The organism is Zunongwangia pacifica, assembly GCF_023499215.1.
Classification (GTDB): domain Bacteria; phylum Bacteroidota; class Bacteroidia; order Flavobacteriales; family Flavobacteriaceae; genus Zunongwangia; species Zunongwangia pacifica.
The window spans coordinates 97,954-120,373 of sequence record NZ_JAKHSK010000008.1 but is presented as its reverse complement, the minus strand read 5'-3'; the positions used below and the strand labels follow the sequence as shown (position 1 = coordinate 120,373).

General features: G+C 36.8%; 16 protein-coding genes. 6 read left to right on the top strand and 10 right to left on the bottom strand.

Annotated features, from left to right (window positions below; all coding sequences use genetic code 11):
* Positions 1 to 60: 60 nt before the first annotated feature.
* Positions 61 to 834: a methyltransferase domain-containing protein gene (locus L1967_RS07445; protein WP_249601102.1), complete on the top strand. Its 774-nt coding sequence runs from the start codon at positions 61 to 63 to the stop codon at positions 832 to 834.
* Positions 835 to 1,012: 178 nt separating this feature from the next.
* Here the strand turns inward: L1967_RS07445 and L1967_RS07440 are convergent, their stop codons facing one another.
* The 8 genes from L1967_RS07440 to L1967_RS07405 all read right to left on the bottom strand — a co-directional run bounded on the left by L1967_RS07440 (position 1,013) and on the right by L1967_RS07405 (position 8,486).
* The gene (locus L1967_RS07440) at positions 1,013 to 2,050 is read right to left on the bottom strand and encodes an FAD:protein FMN transferase (RefSeq protein WP_249601101.1); all 1,038 of its coding nucleotides are present in this window, start codon (positions 2,048 to 2,050) and stop codon (positions 1,013 to 1,015) included.
* Positions 2,028 to 2,387 (bottom strand): Na(+)-translocating NADH-quinone reductase subunit F, encoded by a 360-nt coding sequence (locus L1967_RS07435; protein ID WP_249601100.1) that lies wholly within the window; start codon positions 2,385 to 2,387, stop codon positions 2,028 to 2,030. The genes L1967_RS07440 and L1967_RS07435 overlap by 23 nt, the downstream gene beginning before the upstream one ends.
* A 99-nt stretch (positions 2,388 to 2,486) precedes the next feature.
* Entirely contained in the window at positions 2,487 to 3,773 is a 1,287-nt protein-coding gene (gene nqrF / locus L1967_RS07430) for an NADH:ubiquinone reductase (Na(+)-transporting) subunit F (RefSeq protein ID WP_249601099.1), read from the bottom strand.
* Positions 3,774 to 3,789: 16 nt separating this feature from the next.
* On the bottom strand, positions 3,790 to 4,404 hold the full coding sequence (gene nqrE, locus L1967_RS07425; protein ID WP_249601098.1) for an NADH:ubiquinone reductase (Na(+)-transporting) subunit E: 615 nt from the start codon (positions 4,402 to 4,404) through the stop codon (positions 3,790 to 3,792).
* Positions 4,405 to 4,428: 24 nt separating this feature from the next.
* Complete coding sequence (locus L1967_RS07420) at positions 4,429 to 5,187, bottom strand: NADH:ubiquinone reductase (Na(+)-transporting) subunit D (protein ID WP_249601097.1); 759 nt, start codon at positions 5,185 to 5,187, stop codon at positions 4,429 to 4,431.
* Between the two features lie 2 nt (positions 5,188 to 5,189).
* On the bottom strand, positions 5,190 to 5,933 hold the full coding sequence (locus tag L1967_RS07415; protein WP_249601096.1) for a Na(+)-translocating NADH-quinone reductase subunit C: 744 nt from the start codon (positions 5,931 to 5,933) through the stop codon (positions 5,190 to 5,192).
* Between the two features lie 2 nt (positions 5,934 to 5,935).
* The gene (locus L1967_RS07410) at positions 5,936 to 7,120 is read right to left on the bottom strand and encodes an NADH:ubiquinone reductase (Na(+)-transporting) subunit B (RefSeq protein ID WP_249601095.1); all 1,185 of its coding nucleotides are present in this window, start codon (positions 7,118 to 7,120) and stop codon (positions 5,936 to 5,938) included.
* Between the two features lie 19 nt (positions 7,121 to 7,139).
* Entirely contained in the window at positions 7,140 to 8,486 is a 1,347-nt protein-coding gene (locus tag L1967_RS07405; protein ID WP_249601094.1) for a Na(+)-translocating NADH-quinone reductase subunit A, read from the bottom strand.
* A gap of 168 nt (positions 8,487 to 8,654) precedes the next feature.
* Here L1967_RS07405 and L1967_RS07400 point away from each other — a divergent pair, with 168 nt between their 5' ends.
* The 3 genes from L1967_RS07400 to apaG are packed head-to-tail and all read left to right on the top strand — an operon-like array spanning position 8,655 to position 11,401.
* A complete protein-coding gene (locus tag L1967_RS07400) occupies positions 8,655 to 9,908 on the top strand; it encodes a type IX secretion system plug protein (protein ID WP_249601093.1) in 1,254 nt (417 codons plus the stop codon).
* A gap of 15 nt (positions 9,909 to 9,923) precedes the next feature.
* On the top strand, positions 9,924 to 11,006 hold the full coding sequence (locus L1967_RS07395; protein WP_249601092.1) for a DUF3667 domain-containing protein: 1,083 nt from the start codon (positions 9,924 to 9,926) through the stop codon (positions 11,004 to 11,006).
* 8 nt (positions 11,007 to 11,014) lie between these two features.
* Positions 11,015 to 11,401 (top strand): Co2+/Mg2+ efflux protein ApaG, encoded by a 387-nt coding sequence (gene apaG, locus L1967_RS07390; protein ID WP_249601091.1) that lies wholly within the window; start codon positions 11,015 to 11,017, stop codon positions 11,399 to 11,401.
* On the opposite strand, the gene L1967_RS07385 is transcribed toward apaG, so the two are convergent.
* Entirely contained in the window at positions 11,393 to 12,112 is a 720-nt protein-coding gene (locus L1967_RS07385; protein WP_249601090.1) for an NRDE family protein, read from the bottom strand. The genes apaG and L1967_RS07385 overlap by 9 nt on opposite strands.
* A gap of 140 nt (positions 12,113 to 12,252) precedes the next feature.
* Between L1967_RS07385 and pruA the strand changes: the two genes are divergently transcribed.
* Entirely contained in the window at positions 12,253 to 13,881 is a 1,629-nt protein-coding gene (gene pruA / locus L1967_RS07380) for an L-glutamate gamma-semialdehyde dehydrogenase (protein ID WP_249601089.1), read from the top strand.
* A 274-nt stretch (positions 13,882 to 14,155) separates the two neighbouring features.
* Positions 14,156 to 21,610 carry a LamG-like jellyroll fold domain-containing protein gene (locus tag L1967_RS07375; protein ID WP_249601088.1) on the top strand — a complete coding sequence of 2,485 codons (7,455 nt, stop codon included), beginning with the start codon at positions 14,156 to 14,158 and terminating at the stop codon, positions 21,608 to 21,610.
* 140 nt (positions 21,611 to 21,750) lie between these two features.
* Here the strand turns inward: L1967_RS07375 and rsmG are convergent, their stop codons facing one another.
* Entirely contained in the window at positions 21,751 to 22,380 is a 630-nt protein-coding gene (rsmG, locus tag L1967_RS07370) for a 16S rRNA (guanine(527)-N(7))-methyltransferase RsmG (protein ID WP_249601087.1), read from the bottom strand.
* Positions 22,381 to 22,420 lie beyond the last annotated feature (40 nt).

The window sequence follows — 22,420 nt, the reverse complement described above, 5'->3', positions numbered from 1 at the left end:
ATAAAATCCTGCTGAAAGCATTTTATTTGAATATCTTTGGCTCCGGAAAGATATATTTAAATGAAAAGGCTTTTTAAAAAGATTCTCAATACAGTACCAAGACCGTTATTAATACGTCTTAGTTATTTTGTTAAGCCATTTTTGGTTTTAACACTAAAAGGTAATGTCTATACAGATCCTATAGATGGCAAAAGTTTTAAAAGATTTTTGCCCTATGGGTACGAGAATCAGCGGGACAATGTATTATCGCCGTCAACACTCTCTTTAGAGCGTCACCGGCTTTTATGGCTTTATTTAAGGCAAAAAACAAACTTTTTTAAAGCTAATATGAAGGTTCTGCACTTTGCCCCAGAGCAGGCCTTTTATAAACGATTTAGGAATTTAAGCAATCTTGATTATACCACAACAGATCTTAATTCTCCTTTAGCCGATGTAAAGGCAGACATCTGCAACCTACCATTTAAAACTAATCAATATGATTTCATTTTGTGCAATCATGTGTTAGAACATATTCCAGATGACACTAAAGCCATGCAGGAAATTCTGCGCGTGCTTAAACCCGGCGGCACGGCCATTCTACAAATTCCGCAGGAACTAGATCGCGCTACTACTTTTGAAGATGATAGCATCACTGATCCAAAAGAAAGAGCTCGTATTTTTGGCCAATATGACCATGTACGTGTCTACGGAAGAGACTATTTTGATAAATTAAGAAAGATTGGTTTTGAAGTTGAAGAAGTAAATTTCACTGAAGAATTATCTCCTGATGAAGTTGACAAATTCCGCCTTGCCAAAGGAGAAATCATTCCCGTTTGCCACAAACCTGAAGTTTAAAAATGTATTTAGTTAGAAAAAGGATTATTTTCAAAAGTTATAAAACCCAAATTAAACTATCTTCTTAACGAAGGTTCCTATCTATTACAAAATCCCTTTTTAGTTTCAGTTATTCCTAACTATACATTTAAGCAGGATTGAAATATTTAATCCTATCGAGTAAACATTTTTAGTAGAATCAATCTGTAATTAGGGTTTCCTGAAAACCTTCAGAAACATATACTTTAGTTGAATCATTTTCAGAATAAATAAAATACACGTCGATATTATCCAATTTAGAAGATAATTCTTTTGCTTTTTCCAGTCCTAACGCCATAAAAGCGGTGGCATAACCGTCCGCTAGCATACAATTATCTGCCAAGACCGAAGCACTAAGCAAATTGCTTCTCTCCGGTTTTCCGGTAAGCGGATTTATAGTGTGTACAAAACGTTCTCCTGTAATCGAATCTATCCTGAATTTACGATAATTACCAGAAGTCGCCATAGCCCTGTTTTTCAATTTTAAAGTTGCCTGGTAAGTTCTTTCCCCTTCTTCTTGCAAAGGGTCGTCTATAGCCACAATAAATGGCTTCTGCTTAGTGATATGCTCTCCTTTACTCACCAATTCTCCACCCAGCTCAATTAGATAATTATATATCCCTTTATTTTCAAAATATCCTGCAATAACATCGATGGTGTAACCTTTAGCGATAGCATTAAAATCCAGATAAATTTGTGGATTTTCTTTCTTGATCCTTCCTTCGGCAGTAAGTTTCAGTTTATCCAATCCCACATATTGGAGTAAAGAATCTATAGTTGCAGCATTTAATGCCTCAGGGCTTTTATCTGGGCCAAAGCCGTAGGCATTTACAAGATTACCAACAGTTGGATCAAAGTAGCCATCGGTTTCCTTATAAATTTTCTCTGAACCTTTGAAAACCTTTTTAAAGTTTTCGTCCACTTTTATAGAATCTACACCGTGATTAATTAAGGAAATATCAGATTCTTCCCAATAGGTACTCATGGATTGATTGATCACCTGAAAAATGCTATCCAAACCTTTTTCAATCTGTAAATCTTCTTTTCCAGTAAAGATCTTAATGTGGTAGGAAGTTCCTAATGCACTACCTGAATAATTTTGTTCTTCAAACTCATTCCCTTCACACGCTCCTAAAATAAAAGCGAAAAAAACCACTACTACAGCTATTGATAGATTAAATTTCCTGCCAGCCATCATAATTAATAATATAATTTTCTTCGTGAGTCACCGGTAATTCGTAATCCTTAGCATTTGCAATTCCCACACCGGCATAAAAGGTTCTTGCATTAAACTTAGAAGCATGCTGCTTCATGGTTTCCATATAAATTCTATCCATCACTCGTGGATCCATGGGATAATTAATCGCACGTACCACTACAAAATGAAGTCTCTTATTTTTTAAGGCTACAAATTGTGGATTTGCCTTAATGCTACTATTTACTCCTAAAAACTCATATCCATTCTTCTCCAAATCTTTCCCAACTACGTTCATTGCAAGGTTATGAAGCTCTTGTTTTGATAATTCGTTTGCCATGCTGCAAAATTACAAATAGAACAGTAAAGCTTGAAAAAAAGAATATAAAAAAGCCGACTTTTTCAAGTCGGCTTTTTAAACTATACGCTATATTTTGAATTATCCTCCAAAATCATCGAATCTTACATTCTCACGAGGTACTCCAAAATCTTCAGTCATTTTCTCTACCGCTTTGTTCATCAACGGTGGCCCACAGAAATAGAATTCTATATCTTCAGGTTCGTCATGATGACTTAAGTAATTATCAATTACCACCTGGTGAATAAAGCCTACGAAACCATCTCCTTCTCCATCAATTCCGTCTTTTACTTTCCAGTTGTCTTCTTCTAAAGGTTCAGAAAGTGCTAGATAGAATTTGAAGTTAGGGAAATCTCTTTCTAAAGCTCTAAAATGCTCTGTATAGAAAAGCTCTCGTTTAGAACGACCACCATACCAATACGTTACTTTTCTTCCTGTTTTTACTGTACGGAAAAGATGGTATAAATGTGAACGCATTGGCGCCATACCTGCACCACCACCAACATAAAGCATTTCCGCATCACTTTCATTAATAAAGAATTCTCCATAAGGTCCTGATATGGTTACTTTATCACCCTTCTTTCTAGAGAAGATGTAAGAAGAAGCAATACCAGGATTCACATCCATCCAACCATTCTTACCTCTATCCCATGGCGGAGTAGCAATACGAACATTAAGCATGATCTCACGACCTTCTGCTGGATAAGAAGCCATAGAATACGCACGTTCTACCGTTTCATTATTCTTCATCACAAGTGGCCACAAGTTAAACTTATCCCACTCAGCCTTAAATTTATCTGGTGTTTCGTGCTCTTCTGGGTGAGCTGTAATATCGATATCCTTATAAGGAACTTCACACTTAGGAATTTCAATTTGGATATAACCACCAGCTTTGTAATCCATATCTTCAGGAATTTCAACTACAAATTCCTTAATAAAAGAAGCAACATTATAGTTTCTAACTACAGTTGCTTCCCATTTCTTAATTCCAAAAACTTCTTCAGGAATCTGAATTTTCATATCCTGTTTTACCTTCACCTGGCAACCAAGTCTCCATCCATCAGCAATTTCCTTACGGGTAAAGTGTGGTTCTTCAGTCGGTAAAAGTGTTCCTCCTCCTTCTTTAACGATACATTTACACTGGATGCAGGTACCACCTCCACCACAAGCAGAAGGAAGGAAAAGTTTTTCTGAACCTAAAGTACCAAGTAGTGTTCCACCAGAACTAACTTCAAGGTCTTTTTCTCCGTTTACATTAATTTTAACCGGTCCCGAAGGGATTAACTTCGCTTTAGCTCCTAAAAGAATAGAAACCAAAAGAAGGATCAAAATTAAGAATACAACTATACTTGCAATTATAACTGTCATTGTTGTTGTTTTTCTTTTATAATTTAATACCCATAAAACTCATAAATCCTATCGCCATTAATCCCGTGATGATAAATGTAATCCCAAGACCTTTTAATGGAGCAGGAACATTAGAATAGGTAATTTTTTCTCTAATTGCCGCAATAGCTATGATCGCTAAGAACCATCCAATACCACTACCTAAACCATAGGTTACTGCTTCACCTATACCGCCAAAGTTCTTTTGTTGCATAAATAAAGATCCACCTAAGATGGCACAGTTTACCGCAATAAGCGGAAGGAAAATACCTAACGCACCGTAAAGAGCCGGAGCAAATTTTTCAACAATCATTTCTACAAGCTGTACCATAGACGCGATTACTGCGATAAACATGATAAAACTTAAGAAACTAAGGTCTACATCGGCATATTCAGGACTCAACCAGGCTAAAGCACCAGGGCTTAATAAATATTGATCTAATAGAAAGTTGATTGGTACCGTTACGGTAAGTACAAAAATTACTGCCGCACCAAGACCAACAGCGGTATTCACTGTTTTTGACACTGCTAAGTAGGAACACATTCCTAAGAAGTAGGCAAAAATCATATTTTCTATGAAAATACTTCTAACAAATAAATTTAAATATTCCATAATAAGATAATTCGCTGTTGATAATTATTCTTCGATTAGTTTACGGTTTCTTGAACGTTGTACCCAAATAATGATCCCTACGATAATAAGGGCCATTGGGGATAATAACATTAAACCGTTATTTTCATATCCTAAAGCATAAAGACCGGTAGAATCTGCTAATGTTGGTGCTTTATGTCCTAAAACTTCGTATCCAAATAATTTACCTGAGCCTAATAGCTCTCTAAAGAAAGCAACCACGATAAGTATAAAACCATAACCGGCACCATTTCCTATCCCATCAAGAAATGATTTATAAACACCATTCCCTAATGCAAAAGCTTCTAAACGTCCCATCACAATACAGTTGGTAATAATTAGACCTACGAAAACCGAAAGCTGCTTACTTACATCATAAGAGTATGCTTTAAGCACCTGATCTACTAAAATTACCAAAGATGCAACTACTACAAGTTGCACGATGATCCTAATACGATTAGGAATTAAATTTCTAATTAAAGAAACGATCACGTTAGAAAAAGCTACTACTACGATTACCGCTAAAGCCATTACCAAAGCAGGCCTTAACTGTACAGTAATTGCTAATGCCGAACAAATACCTAATACCTGAACAGTAATTGGGTTGTTATCGTTAAATGGGTCTGATAATAATTTCCTGTTATTCTTAGACAGAAAATGTTCTTTCTCTTCTGAACTTGATAAGAACAGAATCATTTCATCTTTTTTCTTCTCAGCAGCTTTTTGAGCCGAATCTGTAGAAGTTTGTGTGTTATCTGTCTTCATAATTACTTAGTTGCTACTTTAACGTCAGTTTGTTGCTTGAAATAAGGTAGATAATGCTTTAATCTTTCAGAAATCATATCAGACACCCCATTACCAGTAATTGTCGCACCAGATATAGCATCTACTTGGTTGTCGTCTTTATTAGCATTTCCCTTACTTCCCTTTACAACAGACACCCCTACAAGATTTCCGTTTTCGTCGAAGATCTTTTCATCTGCAAAACGTTCCTGGAACCATGCCTGTGTAATTTCAGCTCCTAAACCTGGTGTTTCTCCTTTGTGATCAAACACAGCACCTTTAACTGTATTTACATCATCTTTAAGAGAAATATATCCCCAGATTGCATCCCAAAGTCCTTTTCCTCTAAGAGGAATAATATAGTATTTAGCACCGTCGATATCTGCAATATATAATGGATAAACCTGGTCTTTAACCGGTCTACGCAATTCTTTGGTTAAATCAACCTCAAAAGCATCGATAGACTCGTCTACAGAACCATCTTCTCTTAAAGAAACGGTTTCTGTAATATATTTATCGTATAAAGCCTGCGCACTATCCCTGCTGGTTTCTATACCAACAGTGGCAAGAATGTTTTGCATCTTTTCATTACGCACATTCTCATTTTGCAAAGGCTTCAGCGATGTTGCCGTAAAAGCAAGTACACTGGCTACCACTAATACCATGATGATGGCGAATAAAAAGGTATAGCCGTTTGTATTTGTTTTATTTACTTTTTTCTCTTCCATAACTAAGCTGTTTTCACTTCTTTAACTGTAGCCAATCTTTTCTTTCTTTTCTTCACATTCCCCTGTACCACATAGTGATCAATTACAGGAGCAAAAACATTCATTAATAAGATGGCTAACATAATTCCTTCTGGATATGCAGGATTAAAGATTCTAATCATAATTGCAAAGAACCCTATCAAAAATCCATAAATCCACTTTCCTTTCATTGTTTGTGCTGCAGAAACAGGATCTGTAGCCATAAACACGATACCAAAAGCGAGACCACCAATTACAAGGTGATTGTACCAGGGGAAATTAGTAAGATCATTCCCTTCAACTCCTAAAGATGGAAGTGAATTAAATATGAAAGCCATTACTGCAGCTCCAATAAACCCACTTACAATTATTCTCCAGCTACCTACTTTTGTTAGCATTAAAATAAGGCCCCCTGCCAGGATGCATATAGTAGAAGTTTCTGCAATAGAACCAGGGATTAAACCAGAAAACATGTCCATAGTATTATAAGGAACATCTGTACCCGATGCCAATTTACCAAGAATGGTTTCTCCTGAAACCCCATCGATTTCATAAGCATTATGCACCCAAACGGTGTTACCAGACATATAAGTTGGATAGGCAAAGAAAGCAAATGCACGAGCAGTTAAAGCTGGGTTAAGAATATTCATCCCTGTACCACCAAAAGCTTCTTTCCCAATAATCACAGAGAAAACTACAGCTACTCCAACCATCCAAAGTGGAATATCGATTGGCATGATCATAGGAATTAGCAAACCGGTTACCAGGTAACCTTCATTCACTTCGTGACCTCTAAAAATTGCAAAAGCAAACTCTATCCCAAGACCAATAACATAAGAAACTATGATCATTGGTACTATTTTAGACGCTCCTTCTAAAAAGGCATCCATAAAAGGAACACCATCTGCATATTCTGGTAATTGATGCAAGTACTGGTAACCTCCATTCCACATCCCAAAAATAAGGGCAGGGATCAAGGCTAACACTACCGTAATCATTGTTCTTTTTAAATCTACACCATCACGAATGTGCGCACCGGTTTTAGTGGTGTGGTTAGGCGTAAACAAAAAAGTATCAAGAGCATTAAAGGCAGGAGCATACTTTTCAAGTTTTTTGCCCTTGCCAAAAGGCTCTTTAAATTTATCTAATCGTTGTCTTATCCATTCCATAATTAAACTTTTTATCCTACTATCCTACTTCAGTGATCATTAAATCTAAACCAAGACGTATGATTTCCTGAGCTTCAAGTTTAGAAGTGTTTACATAATCTATCAACGCAAAATCTTCAGGGGCTACTTCGTAAATCCCTAAATTTTCCATCTTCTCGATGTCTCCAGCCATACAAGCCTTTAGTAATTGCATTGGATAAATATCCATAGGAAAAACTTCTTCCATTTCTCCCGTAACTACTAATGCACGCTCTTCACCATTAAGGTTGGTCGTTGGCTCGTATTTTTTATTAGGAAACAACCAGGATAACGATGTTTTAGAATTAGAATGGATATTATTGTACGTAAATGGCAACCATCCAAACATTCTATAATTATTACCTTCAGGAATTAAGGTTAATGTATTGTGATAAAAACCTAAATAATGATTGTTGGATATTTGATCTCCCGTTAATACATCACCAGAAATAATCCTTACATCATCTGGGATTTGATTCCCTATGAGATCTGCAGAATTTGCTCCAAGGATTACCTCATAATATTTTCTATCCTTAGCTTCACTACCTGCAACAGCAATTGTCTTTTTAGGCTGAAAATACCCCGTTAAAAACAAATTACCTATTACAGGAACATGATCTGCGCCTACAACCCAAACACGCTCCCCTGCATTTACAGGGTCGATTTCATGGATTTGTACACCAACATTCCCTGCGGGATGTGGACCACTAACTTTGTGTAACTCCACACCCTGAATATCCTTAAGAACTGGATAAGAAGAATCATCTACCGAAAGATGAACTTTTCCCGGTGTAAGTTTTTGTAAAGCGTAAATCCCTTCCTGAAATGCTTTTACTTTGTCTTTTAAAACAAAGCCTAGATCTGCTGCTAAAGGTGCTGTAGTTACGGCAGAGATAAAGATTGCCTTAGGCGTATCTTTTGGATCTGCTACAATGTCGTATGGACGTTGCATGATAAAAGCTCCGCAACCACTTGCAAGGATTTTTTCTTTAACAGCTTCAGCCGGAGCGGTAGCTGCATTAAGTTTTCCAAAATCTTTGTAGGAATCTGTAGCATCGGCTTCGATAATCACCTCAACTATTCGGCGCTTTTCAGCTCTTTTAATTTCTTTCAGGGTTCCGCTAACCGGCGAAGTAAATCTTACCTCTTCCGTATATTTAGAAAAGAAAATTTCGTCTCCTGCAAGTACTTTGGCTCCTTCTTTAAGAACCATTTTAGGAACAACTGAGTGAAAATCTGGAGGTTTAATCGCATAGGTCTTGGACCTTGGGGCCTCAACTATTTGTTTTTCCGCCTCCCCTTTTAATCGTAGAGTAAGTCCTCTTTTAATTCGAATGTCTTTTGACATAGGATGGAGTGTATGTTATAAAGTTTATTTTAAAGTCGTGCAAATTTATATTTTTCACGAGATTTTTCCCAACAAACTGGTGTTTTTTCGGGCTAGTCAATTGTTAAAATAAGAAGCATTAAAATAAGGTATGCTAATTGTAAGTACATTTACCCATATTTTTTTACAATGAATAGATTATTTTTTTTGATGGTTTTCTTATGTTTTACAGGGTCTGCCATTGGGCAGGTCATCAAAGAAACACCACCGCCAAACTATATAAGAACGGTACAATTATTTGGGGAAAATTCTACCAATAATGGGAATCCGGTGATCCCTATCAACGGAATGTTAAATTTAACATTTGATGATATTATTGGAGATGAAGCCGATTATTATTACCAAATACAGCATTACGACTATGATTGGAAGCCTACACAGCTTTCGAAAAACGAGTATTTAGAAGGTTTGGATGATATTAGAATTATGAATTATCAAAATTCTTATAATACCCTTCAGCCTTTTTCGCACTACGAATTAAGTATTCCCAACCAATATACCAAAGCACTAAAAGTTTCAGGAAACTACATGATCAAGATTTTCAATGAAAACGAAGAGCTGGTGTTTTCAAGAAAATTTATGATCTATGAAGCTAAAGTTAGTGTTGCCCCTGTCGTAAAAAGAGCCAGGGATCTTCAGTTTATAGACACTAAACAAGTGATAAATTTCACAGTAGAATCCCCTAACCTACTACTCCGTAATCCCGAACAAACGGTAAAACCTTTAATTCTTCAGAATAATAATTTAAAAACGGCTATTAAAAATATCAAACCGCAATATACCGTTGGCGACCAATTGATTTATCGATATGATATGCAAACTTCTTTTTGGGGCGGCAACGAATATTTGCAATTTGACACCAAAGATCTTAGAGCCACCACCGCAGATATTGTTAGAGTAGAAGCAGATCAGCTTTATCATCATTATTTAAACAGGGATATCGCCAGGGCCAACAATCCATACACCTATAATCCCGATATTAATGGTGGCTTTGTAATTAGACAGCTTGATGCTGAAGATGTAGATACAGAATCGGAATACACCTGGATTCACTTCTCACTGAAAAATCCCGAACCAATAAACGGAGGAAAATTACATATTTACGGAAATTTTAATAATTTCACTCCCGATAACAGCACAGCGCTTAATTACAATGAAGAAACCGGTTATTACGAAACTGCCCGTCTTTTTAAACAAGGATATTATAATTACAAATATATTCTTGTAAATAAAGACGGAAGCTTAGATGAAGGATTTGTTAGTGGAAATTACGACGAAACCGAAAACGAATATCGAGTGCTTATCTATTATCGCGAAATTGGAGGAAGGTACGACAGGATTATTGGCATGGGCATGACAAACTCCAAGAATATTAGCAACTAACCTATTGCAACATAAATGAAATCTAAGCGATCTTTAGTGAAGTATCGCGGCGAAGAATGTCTTAACTGCGGCGTAAGTTTAGAACAAGAGCATAAGTTTTGCCCTAATTGCGGCCAATTAAACTCTACTAAAAAACTAGCCCTGAGCGACTTCTTTTCTGAATTCTTCTCTGGTCTTTTTGCCTACGACTCCCGGTTTATCAGAACCATGAGGATCCTTCTTTTTAGACCCGGAAAAATCTCTAAAGACTATATTCAGGGAAAAAGGATGCGATACGTAAATCCTTACCGCTTTTTTTTAACCACCGCTATTATTTTCTTTTTAATTTATGGTTACGATACTTCTTTTGAAGGAATAAACCTTGGCAAAGATCCTGAAGAACTGACCACTGAACTAGAAAAAATTAATGAGGATAATAAAGTAGATATTGAATTCGAAGGTGTTAATCTTACTAATTTGGATTCTATCATAAAATCATCAAATTCTACCAAGCAGAAGACCTATCATGACTATCTAGTAACTCAACAGCAGATTGACACCATGTCTTTTAGCGATTCTTTTAGTGCTAAGATTAAATTATTTGATCATTATTTTAAAGAAACTCAAAATACAGTTTCAGAAGATGCTTTAAACAAATTAGACCTTGAAAACTCTGCTTACAACCGTTGGTTATATAAGAAGGTTATCGATTTTAAACTTCTAAGAGAAAACCCCAAGTTTTTCCTGAATTATTTAATTGGCAAACTCCCTTTTATCATATTTATATTTCTGCCTATTTTCACACTTTTCTTAAGCCTGATCTATATTCGGTCTAAATATAATTATATGGAGCATCTTACTTTTGCTTTCCATACACAAAGCATGTGCTTCATTTTATACAGTATCGCATTAATTGTAGATATTATTACCAGAAATAGTTACGGCGTAAATATTGCCAATATTATTTTTATAGGGTATCTGTACCAGGGATTACGAAAATTCTACGAACAAGGAAAATTGAAAACCATTGTTAAATTTATGATTCTCAACATAATATTTTTTACCTTAGCCACAATTGTAGGACTGATATCGGTATTCGGCTCGTTCGCAATTTTTTAGAGATTGATATGGTTGAACAAATTACTAAAGGCATTAAAATTTCAGTACAAACGTTCTTTGATGGCATTCTTTACGATAGCTATCAGGTAAAATATGCTTTTGGTTATAAGGTTACTATAGAAAACCAAAGCAATGATTCGGTTCAGTTAAAATCAAGATTCTGGAAAATTAAAGATGCTTTAAATAAAACCGAAACGGTAGAAGGTGAAGGGGTTATTGGCAAAAAACCAGTGATAAAACCCGGGGAAAAACACACTTATCAAAGTGGTTGCCTTCTAAATACCCCTTTTGGGGCCATGAGCGGATATTACAACATGATTAATTTCACTTCTACCCGAAAATTTAGAGTACAAATTCCTTCTTTTAAGTTAAGTGCTCCGTTTGCGTTAAACTAAATGTTCTAAATTCAGTATTTTAAGGTTTCCGGTAGCTAATTCTTCATATTTAAATTGCTTCTTTTTTTCGCTAATTTCAATCTGCGAAATACTTTGTGTTTTTAAAAACCCGCGATCTACTATTAAATCGGTATTTTTATCGCCCTCGCCGGCCTTATGATGAAAATCCCAAATGGCACCAGCCGTAATTTCAGTATTTCCAATAAAATCATTAAACCAATTTTCTCGCTGTTTTTTCATGCCTGGATCATATAAAGGTGAAGAGGACCAGATTTGAGGTTTTAATGGGATATTTTTCACATGAAGTTTTCTAGCATCCCAAACCATTTCAGTAATCACTAAATCTAAACTCCATTCCACACAAAGCATCGTAAAAGGCTCTATATCGTCAAAATCGTAATTTTCAGCATGATTTTTTAGCGCTTCCGCAGCTAAAAATTCTTTTACCACTACTCCTCTGCTTTTTCGGTACGGCGGATGGCGTTTATGCGCTTTAAATTCGCCATTCATAATCCCTACCAGTCGTTTTTTCTCACTTACTCCCAGCCAGGTTCCCCCAGCAACCGCGTCTTTAGGGAAAATCATTTCACATCCATTAACATTTTGCTTTGCAGGGGCAAAAGTTTTCCGTTCTAAGGCTTCATCGCGGTTAAAGCTTAATATGAAAGAATTTGGACTTTCTTCTTTGGGAAAAATACTTACTGTACACATAATTTTTTCTTAAACGAAAAGCTGAATGTACGAAAAAAGTTAAGCTTACTTAAAAGCCAGATTTAGTTAGTTTAAATCTTTATTATTTTTTTACCTTTAGATTGATTTAGAAAACCTATAAAAACAAGAAAAACAACAACATGGGAAAAGGATTTTTTCACGTTCCTAAAGCTGTAAACGAGCCGGTAAAAACTTACGCTCCGGGAACACCAGAAAGAGAAGAAGTATTATTAACATATAAAGAGTTGTACAACACCAAAGTTGATGTACCACTTTACATAGGTTCTGAAGAAATCAGGACCGGAAAAACAGCCAGTATAAATCCGCCACACGATCACAAACATGAATGTGGTGTTTATCATTTGGCTGAAAAAAAACATATAGAACAAGCGATTGAGACTGCTTTGGAAGCTCGTAAAAAATGGGCAAAACTAGAGTGGGAACAAAGAGCCGCTGTTTTCCTTAAAGCTGCAGATCTAATCTCTGGACCATACCGCCAAAAGATGAATGCAGCCACAATGATAGGACAATCAAAAACTATTTTCCAGGCAGAAATTGACTCGGCTGCAGAGATCTGTGACTTTTTACGTTTTAACGTAGAATACATGACAGAGCTTTATAACGAGCAACCAAACTCTTCAGACGGATGCTGGAACCGCGTTGAATACAGACCCCTAGAAGGTTTTGTTTACGCCGTAACGCCATTTAATTTTACGGCAATTGCAGGTAACCTTCCTAGTAGTGCGGCCTTAATGGGCAATGTAGCGGTATGGAAACCTAGTGATAGCCAAATGCTATCTGCACAGGTTTTAATGGAGGTATTTAAAGAAGCAGGAGTGCCAGATGGTGTTATTAACATGGTGATGGGAGATCCTGAAATGATTACCGATACGGTATTAAAAAGTCCTGATTTTGCCGGTATTCACTATACTGGTAGTACAGAAGTTTTCAAAAACATCTGGGCTAAAATTGGAAACAATATCCATACCTACAAATCATATCCAAGAATTGTTGGAGAAACTGGTGGTAAAGATTTTATCATTGCACACCCTACCTCTAATCCTAAACAGGTTGCTACGGCAATCACCAGGGGCGCATTCGAATTTCAGGGGCAAAAATGTAGTGCCGCTTCCAGAGTTTATCTTCCTAAGAGTTTATGGCCAGAAATTAAAGACTTTGTGGTAGAAGATGTGAAATCGATAAAAATGGGATCTCCAGAAGATCTTACCAATTTCTTTACAGCAGTAATCCATGAGCGTTCTTTCGATAAACTGGCTTCTTATATTGATAAAGTTGAAGAAGATGATGCTGCAGAGATTGTAGTAGGTGGAAAATACGACAAGTCTGTAGGTTATTTTGTTGAACCCACAGTAATTCTTACTACAGATCCTCACTACACGACTATGGAAACAGAATTATTTGGCCCAATAGTAACCATTTATGTTTACGAGGACGAAAAATGGGAAGAAACACTTCACACGGTAGATAACACAAGTGCTTACGCTTTAACCGGTGCCATTTTCTCTGGTGATCGTTACGAAGCTGCAAAAGCAACAGATATTTTACAAAATGCTGCTGGTAACTTCTATATTAATGATAAACCAACAGGAGCCGTTGTAGGACAGCAACCATTTGGTGGAGCTAGAGCTAGTGGTACTAACGATAAAGCAGGATCTAAACTTAACTTAATGCGTTGGATATCTCCTCGTTTAATTAAGGAAACATTCGTTCCCGCAACCGATTATAAATATCCATTTATGAAGGAATAATCTTTCAAACATATTTTATAAAAAAAGGCTACCGCGAGTAGCCTTTTTTTTTGGACATAATTGAAATTAACCATCTTACAACTAAATATTAAGGCATAGAATTTGATATTTAACTTCCTTTAACGCTAAAAGACAACCTTTTATCGATAATTTGCAAAAAAAGATTAGATTTGCAAGATGCAACAATGATGAGAGAAATTTTAAATGACATAAAAATCTTTGAAGAAAAATTATCTTACTTGAAGATAGCGAATAATAATAAAGGTAAGTGCCTATGAAAAAAACTACTTTTCCTGGAGCCGTTCTTATCTTAGGCTTATCTCTACTTTTTTTTCTTAATCACCAATCTGAGTCTTTCGGATTGGAAGAGGATCTTATTATCACTTCCGTATCGGAAGATGTAAGCTGTTATAATGCCAACAATGCAAGTATTGATATTACCGTATCTGGTGGTAACGGCAATTATACGTATCAATGGACTGGCCCAAATTCCTTTTCTTCATCGAATGAAGATCTTATAAATTTAGAAGCCGGAAGTTATACCATATCAGTATCAGACGATGCTGGAAATACTGGTACAGAATCAATTGTAATTAGCCAGCCAGACGAACTTGTTCTGGAATCGTTTTCTTCCACCAACGTTGCCTGCTTTGGTGGCAATGATGGAAGTATTTCAGCAGGTACCGTTTCGGGAGGGACAGTGCCGTATCAATATTCGATAAATGGCACTGACTTTTCTACGAATACGGAATTCAATTCACTTTCTGCCGGGAATTATACGCTTTACGTTCGTGATGCAAATAATTGTTCCATTTCTACTAATATCGAAATTACAGAACCGACGCAACTCAGCATGACTGCGCCTGCTTCAGAAAATGTGTCCTGCTTTGGTGGCAATGATGGAAGTATTTCAGCAGGTAACGTTTCGGGAGGGACAGCACCGTATCAATATTCGTTAGATGGAACGAATTTTTCCACAGCTAACAATTTTGATTCGCTGACAGCAGGGAATTACACGTTGTATGTTCGTGATGCAAATAATTGTTCGATTTCTGCAAATATCGAAATTACAGAACCGACGCAACTCAGCATGACTGCGCCTGCTTCAGAAAATGTGTCCTGCTTTGGTGGCAATGATGGAAGTATTTCCGCAGGTAACATTTCAGGAGGGACAGCGCCGTATCAATATTCGTTAGATGGAACGAATTTTTCCACAGCTAACAATTTTGATTCGCTGACAGCAGGGAATTATACACTTTATGTTCGTGATGCAAATAATTGTTCCATTTCTACAAATATCGAAATTACAGAACCGACGCAACTCAGCATGACTGCGCCTGCTTCGGAAAATGTGTCCTGCTTTGGTGGCAATGACGGAAGTATTTCCGCAGGTACCGTTTCGGGAGGGACAGCGCCGTATCAATATTCGTTAGATGGAACGAATTTTTCCACAGCTAACAATTTTGATTCGCTGACAGCAGGGAATTATACCCTGTACGTTCGTGATGCAAATAATTGTTCGATTTCTACTAATATCGAAATTACAGAACCAGTACAACTCAGCATGAATGCGCCTGCTTCAGAAAATGTTGCCTGCTTTGGTGGCAATGACGGAAGTATTTCCGCAGGTAACGTTTCAGGAGGGACAGCGCCGTATCAATATTCGATAAATGGCACTGACTTTTCTACGAATACGGAATTCAATTCACTTTCTGCCGGGAATTATACGCTTTACGTTCGCGATGCAAATAATTGTTCCATTTCTACAAATATCGAAATTACAGCACCGGCGCAACTCAGCATGACTGCGCCTACTTCAGAAAATGTTGCCTGCTTTGGTGGCAATGATGGAAGTATTTCCGCAGGTACCGTTTCGGGAGGGACAGCACCCTATCAATATTCGTTAGACGGTACAAACTTTTCTACGGACACCAATTTCGATTCCATTTCTGCCGGGAATTATACGCTTTACGTTCGCGATGCAAATAATTGTTCGATTTCTACAAATATCGAAATTACAGCACCGACGCAACTCAGCATGACTGCGCCTGCTTCAGAAAATGTGTCCTGCTTTGGTGGCAATGATGGAAGTATTTCCGCAGGTACCGTTTCGGGAGGAACAGCACCCTATCAATATTCTTTAGATGGAACGAATTTTTCCACAGCTAACAATTTTGATTCGCTGACAGCAGGGAATTATACCCTGTACGTTCGTGATGCAAATAATTGTTCAATTTCTACAAATATCGAAATTACAGCACCGGCGCAACTCAGCATGACTGCGCCTGCTTCAGAAAATGTGTCCTGCTTTGGTGGCAATGACGGAAGTATTTCCGCAGGTAACGTTTCAGGAGGGACAGCGCCGTATCAATATTCGTTAGACGGTACAAACTTTTCTACGGACACCAATTTCGATTCCCTTTCTGCTGGGAATTATACGCTTTACGTTCGCGATGCAAATAATTGTTCGATTTCTACCAATATCACCATTAGAGAACCCAACCTATTGATTATGGAGACACCGTCTTCTGAAAATGTTTCATGTTTTGGAGGAAGTAACGGTAGTATTACCATAGGAAGGGTTTCTGGTGGAATTACTCCTTATCAATATTCGATTGATGGCTCCAATTACCAAACCAATAAAAAATTTAGTAACTTATCTTCAGGCACCTATACAGTAAGCATTATAGATAATAATGGATGTACTATTAATGAGACCATACAAATCAGTCAACCCGATGATCTTACAGCGACCAATCCATCGGTAACAAACGTCAATTGTTATGGTGCTTCAAACGGAGAAATTACCGTAGGAGCGGTTAATGGCGGTACCGCCCCGTATGAATATTCTATCGACAACATTAATTTTCAAACAGATAAAAATTTCCCAAACCTAAGCGCTGGTAATTATACACTTTTTATAAAAGATGCAAATGCTTGTGGAATACAGCAAATGTTTACGATAGACCAGCCAAATGAACTTATTTCTAACTACAACAAAACCAACGTTAACTGTTATCAGGAAGATTCAGGTAAAATGGAGTTTACAGGAACTTCCGGAGGTACTGAGGCTTTTCAATACAGTATTGACAATGGAGCGAACTGGTTAAATTCAGCTGTTTTTGACAATTTAAAACCAGGGTCGTATACCTTAAAAATAAGAGATAAGAATAATATAGGCTGTGAAAAATTAATTGCGGAAAATATTACGATAAGTGAACCAGACGCTGCCGTTAATGTAACTGTAACTACCACCAGAACTACTGTTTTTGGTTCTAAAACGGGTACAGCAGAGGCCTATCCCAGCGGAGGAACTCCTGGTTTCACTTATGAATGGAGAGCTTCCGGAAATTCTACGGTCATAGCGACTACAAAAAAAGCAACAAACCTGGCAGCTGGAGATTATAAGCTAAGCGTTTTTGACAAAAATGGTTGTACCAAGACGGTGGATGTTGTAGTTAATGAAATATTAAAAGCAGAAATATTACCGACTTCTATTTGTGAAGGAGAAAATAATGTTCGTGTTAGTTATTTTGAAGTAGCAGATGGAAAGGCTTATGGAGGCGTTGCTCCGTATTCTTATAGTTGGGATTTCGACTCCGATGGGACGTACACCACCAATACCGGGATAGGTTCTCACAGAGTTACCTACCCTACGGAAGGCAACAGAAACATCACTTTAACGGTTACCGACGCCGAAGGTTTTAGTCGTGATTTTATATATCAACAATATGTTGGAGAGTGCTATGTAGACAATTGCGGTTCTAACGATTTTGGTATTTCTGGATATTATATTGGGGATGCTTCAGGTAAAGAAATAACATCAGAAAATTGTAATAATGGAGATCAGAAATATATTTATGTTCAACTTGATCAAAATACTTCACGTTACTCCTTATATACCGAGTTCACTTATAGTGTGAAGAGCTTAGAAACTGGTCAGACTACCATCAAAAGACAGTTTGGATGTTTTTACGAAAGAGAAGAAATCCCGGTTTACGCGCAAACCATACCTATCAATTATGAATGTGGCGACGAGGTTTCTATCGATAATATCTACCTTACGTTCTCTAACAATATTAAAAACACCTGTGGACAAAGCAGCAAATCTAAATGTTATTCTACTAATAACCAGGAAATTGTTTTCACACCTTTGTACGCTAAAGCCACGCCTAATCAATTAGAATGTTATGATTCTGAATTAGGAACGATATTGGTCCAGGCTTCAGGAGGAAGGGCTCCTTACAGTTATAGTATAACCAGTGAAACTTCAGGTTTCCAAAAAGAAAATTTATTTGAAATTTTAAAGGCGGGCTCTTATGATGTATGGGTTAAAGATTCTGAAGGAACGATATATAAAATTCCATCTGTGGTTATTACGCAGCCCGATGCACCTATTACCATGGAATTTGAAATTCAGCAACCTGTTTGTCCCGGTGATAAAGCAACGGTAACTGTAAATCCTTCTGGTGGCACACCTAAAGTTGAGAACGGAAATTCCACCTATGAATATTTGTGGAATGATGCAACCGGCTCTACAACAAAAACAGTAGACAGCCTCGAACCAGGAGAGTATACCATCACCGTTATTGATGCCAATCAATGTCAGGCCATCCAAACAATTAGTATTACTGAACCAGAAAAATTGTCCAATGCCGCTACAGGAGAAGACAAGGTATTAGGATGTGGTTATTTTCAAACGACACTAGAAGCGAATACACCAGAATTTGGAACTGGTAGATGGAGTGTCGTTAGCGGCCCTTCAGATTATAATTTTATCGATCCTAACGACCCTTCAACCAAATTTATAGGCGATGAAGGAGAATACACGTTAAGATGGACCGTATCGAACGAAAATTGTTCAAATTATGAGGACTTCCATTTAACCATATCTGCTAATTGTAATACGCTTGATTTTGATGGAATAGATGATCATATCTTAATAGGCGATTCTTTTAATATGGCCGATAAAACAGCCTTCACCATTGAAGCATGGATAAAGTCTGAAAATAATACCGGTTTAAAAACCATTATTTCAAAAAGGGATATTCAAAATTTAAATATTGGAGGCTATGATTTGACCATCAACGCAGGTTCCCCAACATTTAGATGGAATGATAATTCTGTTTCAACTTCATATAAAATTAAGAAAGGAATATGGCATCATATCGCTGTGATTTATCAGGAAAATAATATGAAGTTATATATAGATGGGATTCTTTTAGCCAGCAAAAGCGGTAATGCTCCCAGTAATATTTCTTCTCCGTTTATTATCGGTGCTATCTATGACAGCGCGAATCAGGATATTCCCTCTAATTATTTTGATGGTTGGATTGAAGAACTAAGAATCTGGAACAAAAGTCTTTCTGAAAAACAGCTACGCTTTTTAATGAATCAACGTATTGCTGTGGCAAGCGATCCTTTACGTGGAAATTTATTACCTGTTGATGTACCGGGTAATCTAAAATGGATCGATCTTGAAGCATATTATCAACTAAAAGGTAACCCTGAAGCCATTACTAAAGGTTTAACACCTGAAATAACCGGTAATCACAGCAACGGCCTTATCAGGAATATTACCACTACCCAGGATAATACTGCACCATTTCCTTATGTGCTAAGCGAAGAAAACCAAAATTGGATCAATCCAACTACATGGTTATTGGCTTCTACTGTAAATAATTCAAAAATATCAGAAAGGAATGTTTGGCAAGTTCCCGGTAGTTATGGTATTGATGGAGAAACTACTATAGACTGGAATATTGTAGAAGTTTCCCAAGATATATTCTATCCTTATGCGAATTCAACAAAACCTTTGCAACTGCTAGGGTTAATTTCAAATGCAGGAACTCTAAATATCATGGGAACAAATCCTCCCGAAGGAGGGACCGGCAATCCATTAATTGTAACCGATTATCTAAAACTGAACGGAATTATAGACTTAAATGGGGAATCTCAATTAATCCAAACAGAAGGAAGTGTACTAGATCCAAACAGTACCGGCAGCATTCAGAAGGATCAACAAGGAACAGCGAATTCTTATAATTACAACTATTGGTCTTCCCCGGTAAGCACCAATTCAATAAATTCTGGATTCACTATTGGTGAAGTCTTAAAAGACGGTACCGATCCTGATAATATTCAGGAAATTTCATTTAATAGACAATACGCCTGGGCCGACTCCAGAAATTATACGGGACTAAAAAGAATTAGTACCTATTGGTTAAATAGGTTTCATCAAATCGCAAGCTATTCTGGATGGAAACAAATAACCCAAAACACAAAACTAAAAGCTGGTGAAGGCTACACTATGAAAGGCACCTCAGGTTCGGTTGCTATTTCCACTTTGCAAAATTATACATTCACAGGACTCCCAAATAATGGAGACATAAAATTGAGCATCCAACCCAATGAAATTTTTCTTATTGGAAATCCTTATCCTTCAGCCCTGGATGCTGAACAATTTATTCTTGATAACCTCGATAAAAATACGGTGAATGGTGCTACTGGGGATAAAAACCTTTTTAATGGTGCCGTATATTTTTGGGATCATTTTGGCGATAGTAATTCTCATTATCTAAAAGATTATGTTGGCGGCTATGCTGCATTAAATTTAATAGGAAGTGTACCGGCCGTTTCTACAGATGAAAGAATTAACGCTAATAATTCACAAAGTGAACGAATGCCCGGAAAATATATTCCAGTAGGACAGGGATTTTTTGTAAATAGTTATTTGAACACCGCTAATAGCAATATTAGCATTAGCCAGGGAGATATTCTATTTAGAAATGCCCAAAGAGTATTTTCTAAAGAAAGCATATCAACCGAATCACAGTTTTTAAAACCAGAGAGTGTTTTTCTAAAAACATTGAATGCCAGCGTACTCGTAAAGGCAGACGAACGCGAAAAAATCCGATTAAATTTTAAGTCTCCTGGAGGAATTAATAGGCAAATTGTCGTGGGAGCCGATAAAAATTCAACTTCAGGTTTCGATTTGGGATATGACGCACCACTTTACGATCGTCAAAAGGAAGATATGTTCTGGCTCATGGAAGATCAGCCACTTGTTATTCAGGGAGTGCCAGATTTCAATAAAGATCGTATTCTCGAACTGGGAGTTCTAGTGCGATCCAATAATAAATTTTATATTGAAATTGACTCGCTCGAAAACATTCCTGCAGAAAAGAAAATCTACCTTTTGGATCGTAAAGACAGTACTTATTTTGATTTAAAAGCTGAAAAATATAGTGCTACTATCGATAGCGGTTATCACAAGGATCGCTTTGCGATTACCTTCCAAAAAATTGAAGATCCAGAAGACGTCCAAGAAGATCCTGACGAGGAAGAAACAGATAATGAAGACCCGGAAAACGACGAAACAGAGGATAATGAAAATGAAGAAACCGAAGAGGATAATGAAACCCCTGAAAAACCAGAACTTCCAGAAGAGGAAGATAATGCTGAAAATCATGAAGAAGAAATTATAGGAAACTTTAAAGTCTTGTACCTATCGAAAGAGCAGAGTGTTTATCTTAAAAACCCTCATTTAATAGACATAAAAAGACTATTAATTTATAATATAAACGGAAGCCTTATAAAAGAATTTAATGATGTTCCTATCATTTCAGAAATATATATCCCAATGGAAAACAAAATGAGTTCTGCCGTATATATTCTGAAAATTTTTACAGAGAATGGCGTGACTAATCTGAAGTTTGTTAGAAATTAGGAATTGTTTTTAGCCTGAATTTTAAAAGCATTCTAAACTTTAAAAACATCGAACACCAATCCCTGATATTCGATAGTTCTGAGGTCTTTTTTTAATAAAAGAAAATTGAATATAAAAAGCGGAGTTGAAACTCCGCTTTTTCAACCTTTATATTTTAAGGGTAAGTGCACTACTTTTTTGGTTTCAAAGAAATCCTCCTCAAAATAGTCTGTTAAATTATATATTCTTGCAGTTTGATAATCAGCAAGTTCTTCAGCCAATTCTCCACCTTTTAAGTAAAGAATTCCATTTTTTAATTCGTGATTGCTTTTTTTAGCAATTTTACCTTTAGTCCACCTTACAAATGTTGGCATGGCCGCTACTGCTCTACTAATAATAAAATCATAACGGCCATCGATATTTTCAACACGATCATTCGTGGTCTTTACGTTTTCCAAGCCTAAACCCGTCACAACTTCTTCAACCACTTTCATTTTCTTCCCTATAGAATCTACTAAATGAAAATTTACTTCAGGAAAAAGAATAGCCATTGGAATACCGGGAAAACCACCACCTGTACCTACATCAAGAATATAAGAGCCGGGGTTAAATTGTTGCACCTTAGCAATTCCTAAAGAATGCAACACATGGCGCAAATACAATTCGTCGATATCTTTTCTGCTTACGACATTAATCTTAAGATTCCAGTCTTTATAAAGATCTTCCAATTTTTCGAAGTGAGCAATTTGCTGCGGACTAAGTCCGTCAAAATATTTCCTGATTAATTCCAACTGATCAATTTTTAAACAAAATTAGAAATTTAGTATTAAA

Coding starts and splice junctions, on each gene's coding strand:
- L1967_RS07445 (WP_249601102.1), top strand. CDS start 61: ATGAAAAGGCTTTTTAAAAAGATTCTCAATACAGTACCAAGACCGTTA.
- L1967_RS07440 (WP_249601101.1), bottom strand. CDS start 2,050: ATGATGGCTGGCAGGAAATTTAATCTATCAATAGCTGTAGTAGTGGTT.
- L1967_RS07435 (WP_249601100.1), bottom strand. CDS start 2,387: ATGGCAAACGAATTATCAAAACAAGAGCTTCATAACCTTGCAATGAAC.
- nqrF (WP_249601099.1), bottom strand. CDS start 3,773: ATGACAGTTATAATTGCAAGTATAGTTGTATTCTTAATTTTGATCCTT.
- nqrE (WP_249601098.1), bottom strand. CDS start 4,404: ATGGAATATTTAAATTTATTTGTTAGAAGTATTTTCATAGAAAATATG.
- L1967_RS07420 (WP_249601097.1), bottom strand. CDS start 5,187: ATGAAGACAGATAACACACAAACTTCTACAGATTCGGCTCAAAAAGCT.
- L1967_RS07415 (WP_249601096.1), bottom strand. CDS start 5,933: ATGGAAGAGAAAAAAGTAAATAAAACAAATACAAACGGCTATACCTTT.
- L1967_RS07410 (WP_249601095.1), bottom strand. CDS start 7,120: ATGGAATGGATAAGACAACGATTAGATAAATTTAAAGAGCCTTTTGGC.
- L1967_RS07405 (WP_249601094.1), bottom strand. CDS start 8,486: ATGTCAAAAGACATTCGAATTAAAAGAGGACTTACTCTACGATTAAAA.
- L1967_RS07400 (WP_249601093.1), top strand. CDS start 8,655: ATGAATAGATTATTTTTTTTGATGGTTTTCTTATGTTTTACAGGGTCT.
- L1967_RS07395 (WP_249601092.1), top strand. CDS start 9,924: ATGAAATCTAAGCGATCTTTAGTGAAGTATCGCGGCGAAGAATGTCTT.
- apaG (WP_249601091.1), top strand. CDS start 11,015: ATGGTTGAACAAATTACTAAAGGCATTAAAATTTCAGTACAAACGTTC.
- L1967_RS07385 (WP_249601090.1), bottom strand. CDS start 12,112: ATGTGTACAGTAAGTATTTTTCCCAAAGAAGAAAGTCCAAATTCTTTC.
- pruA (WP_249601089.1), top strand. CDS start 12,253: ATGGGAAAAGGATTTTTTCACGTTCCTAAAGCTGTAAACGAGCCGGTA.
- L1967_RS07375 (WP_249601088.1), top strand. CDS start 14,156: ATGAAAAAAACTACTTTTCCTGGAGCCGTTCTTATCTTAGGCTTATCT.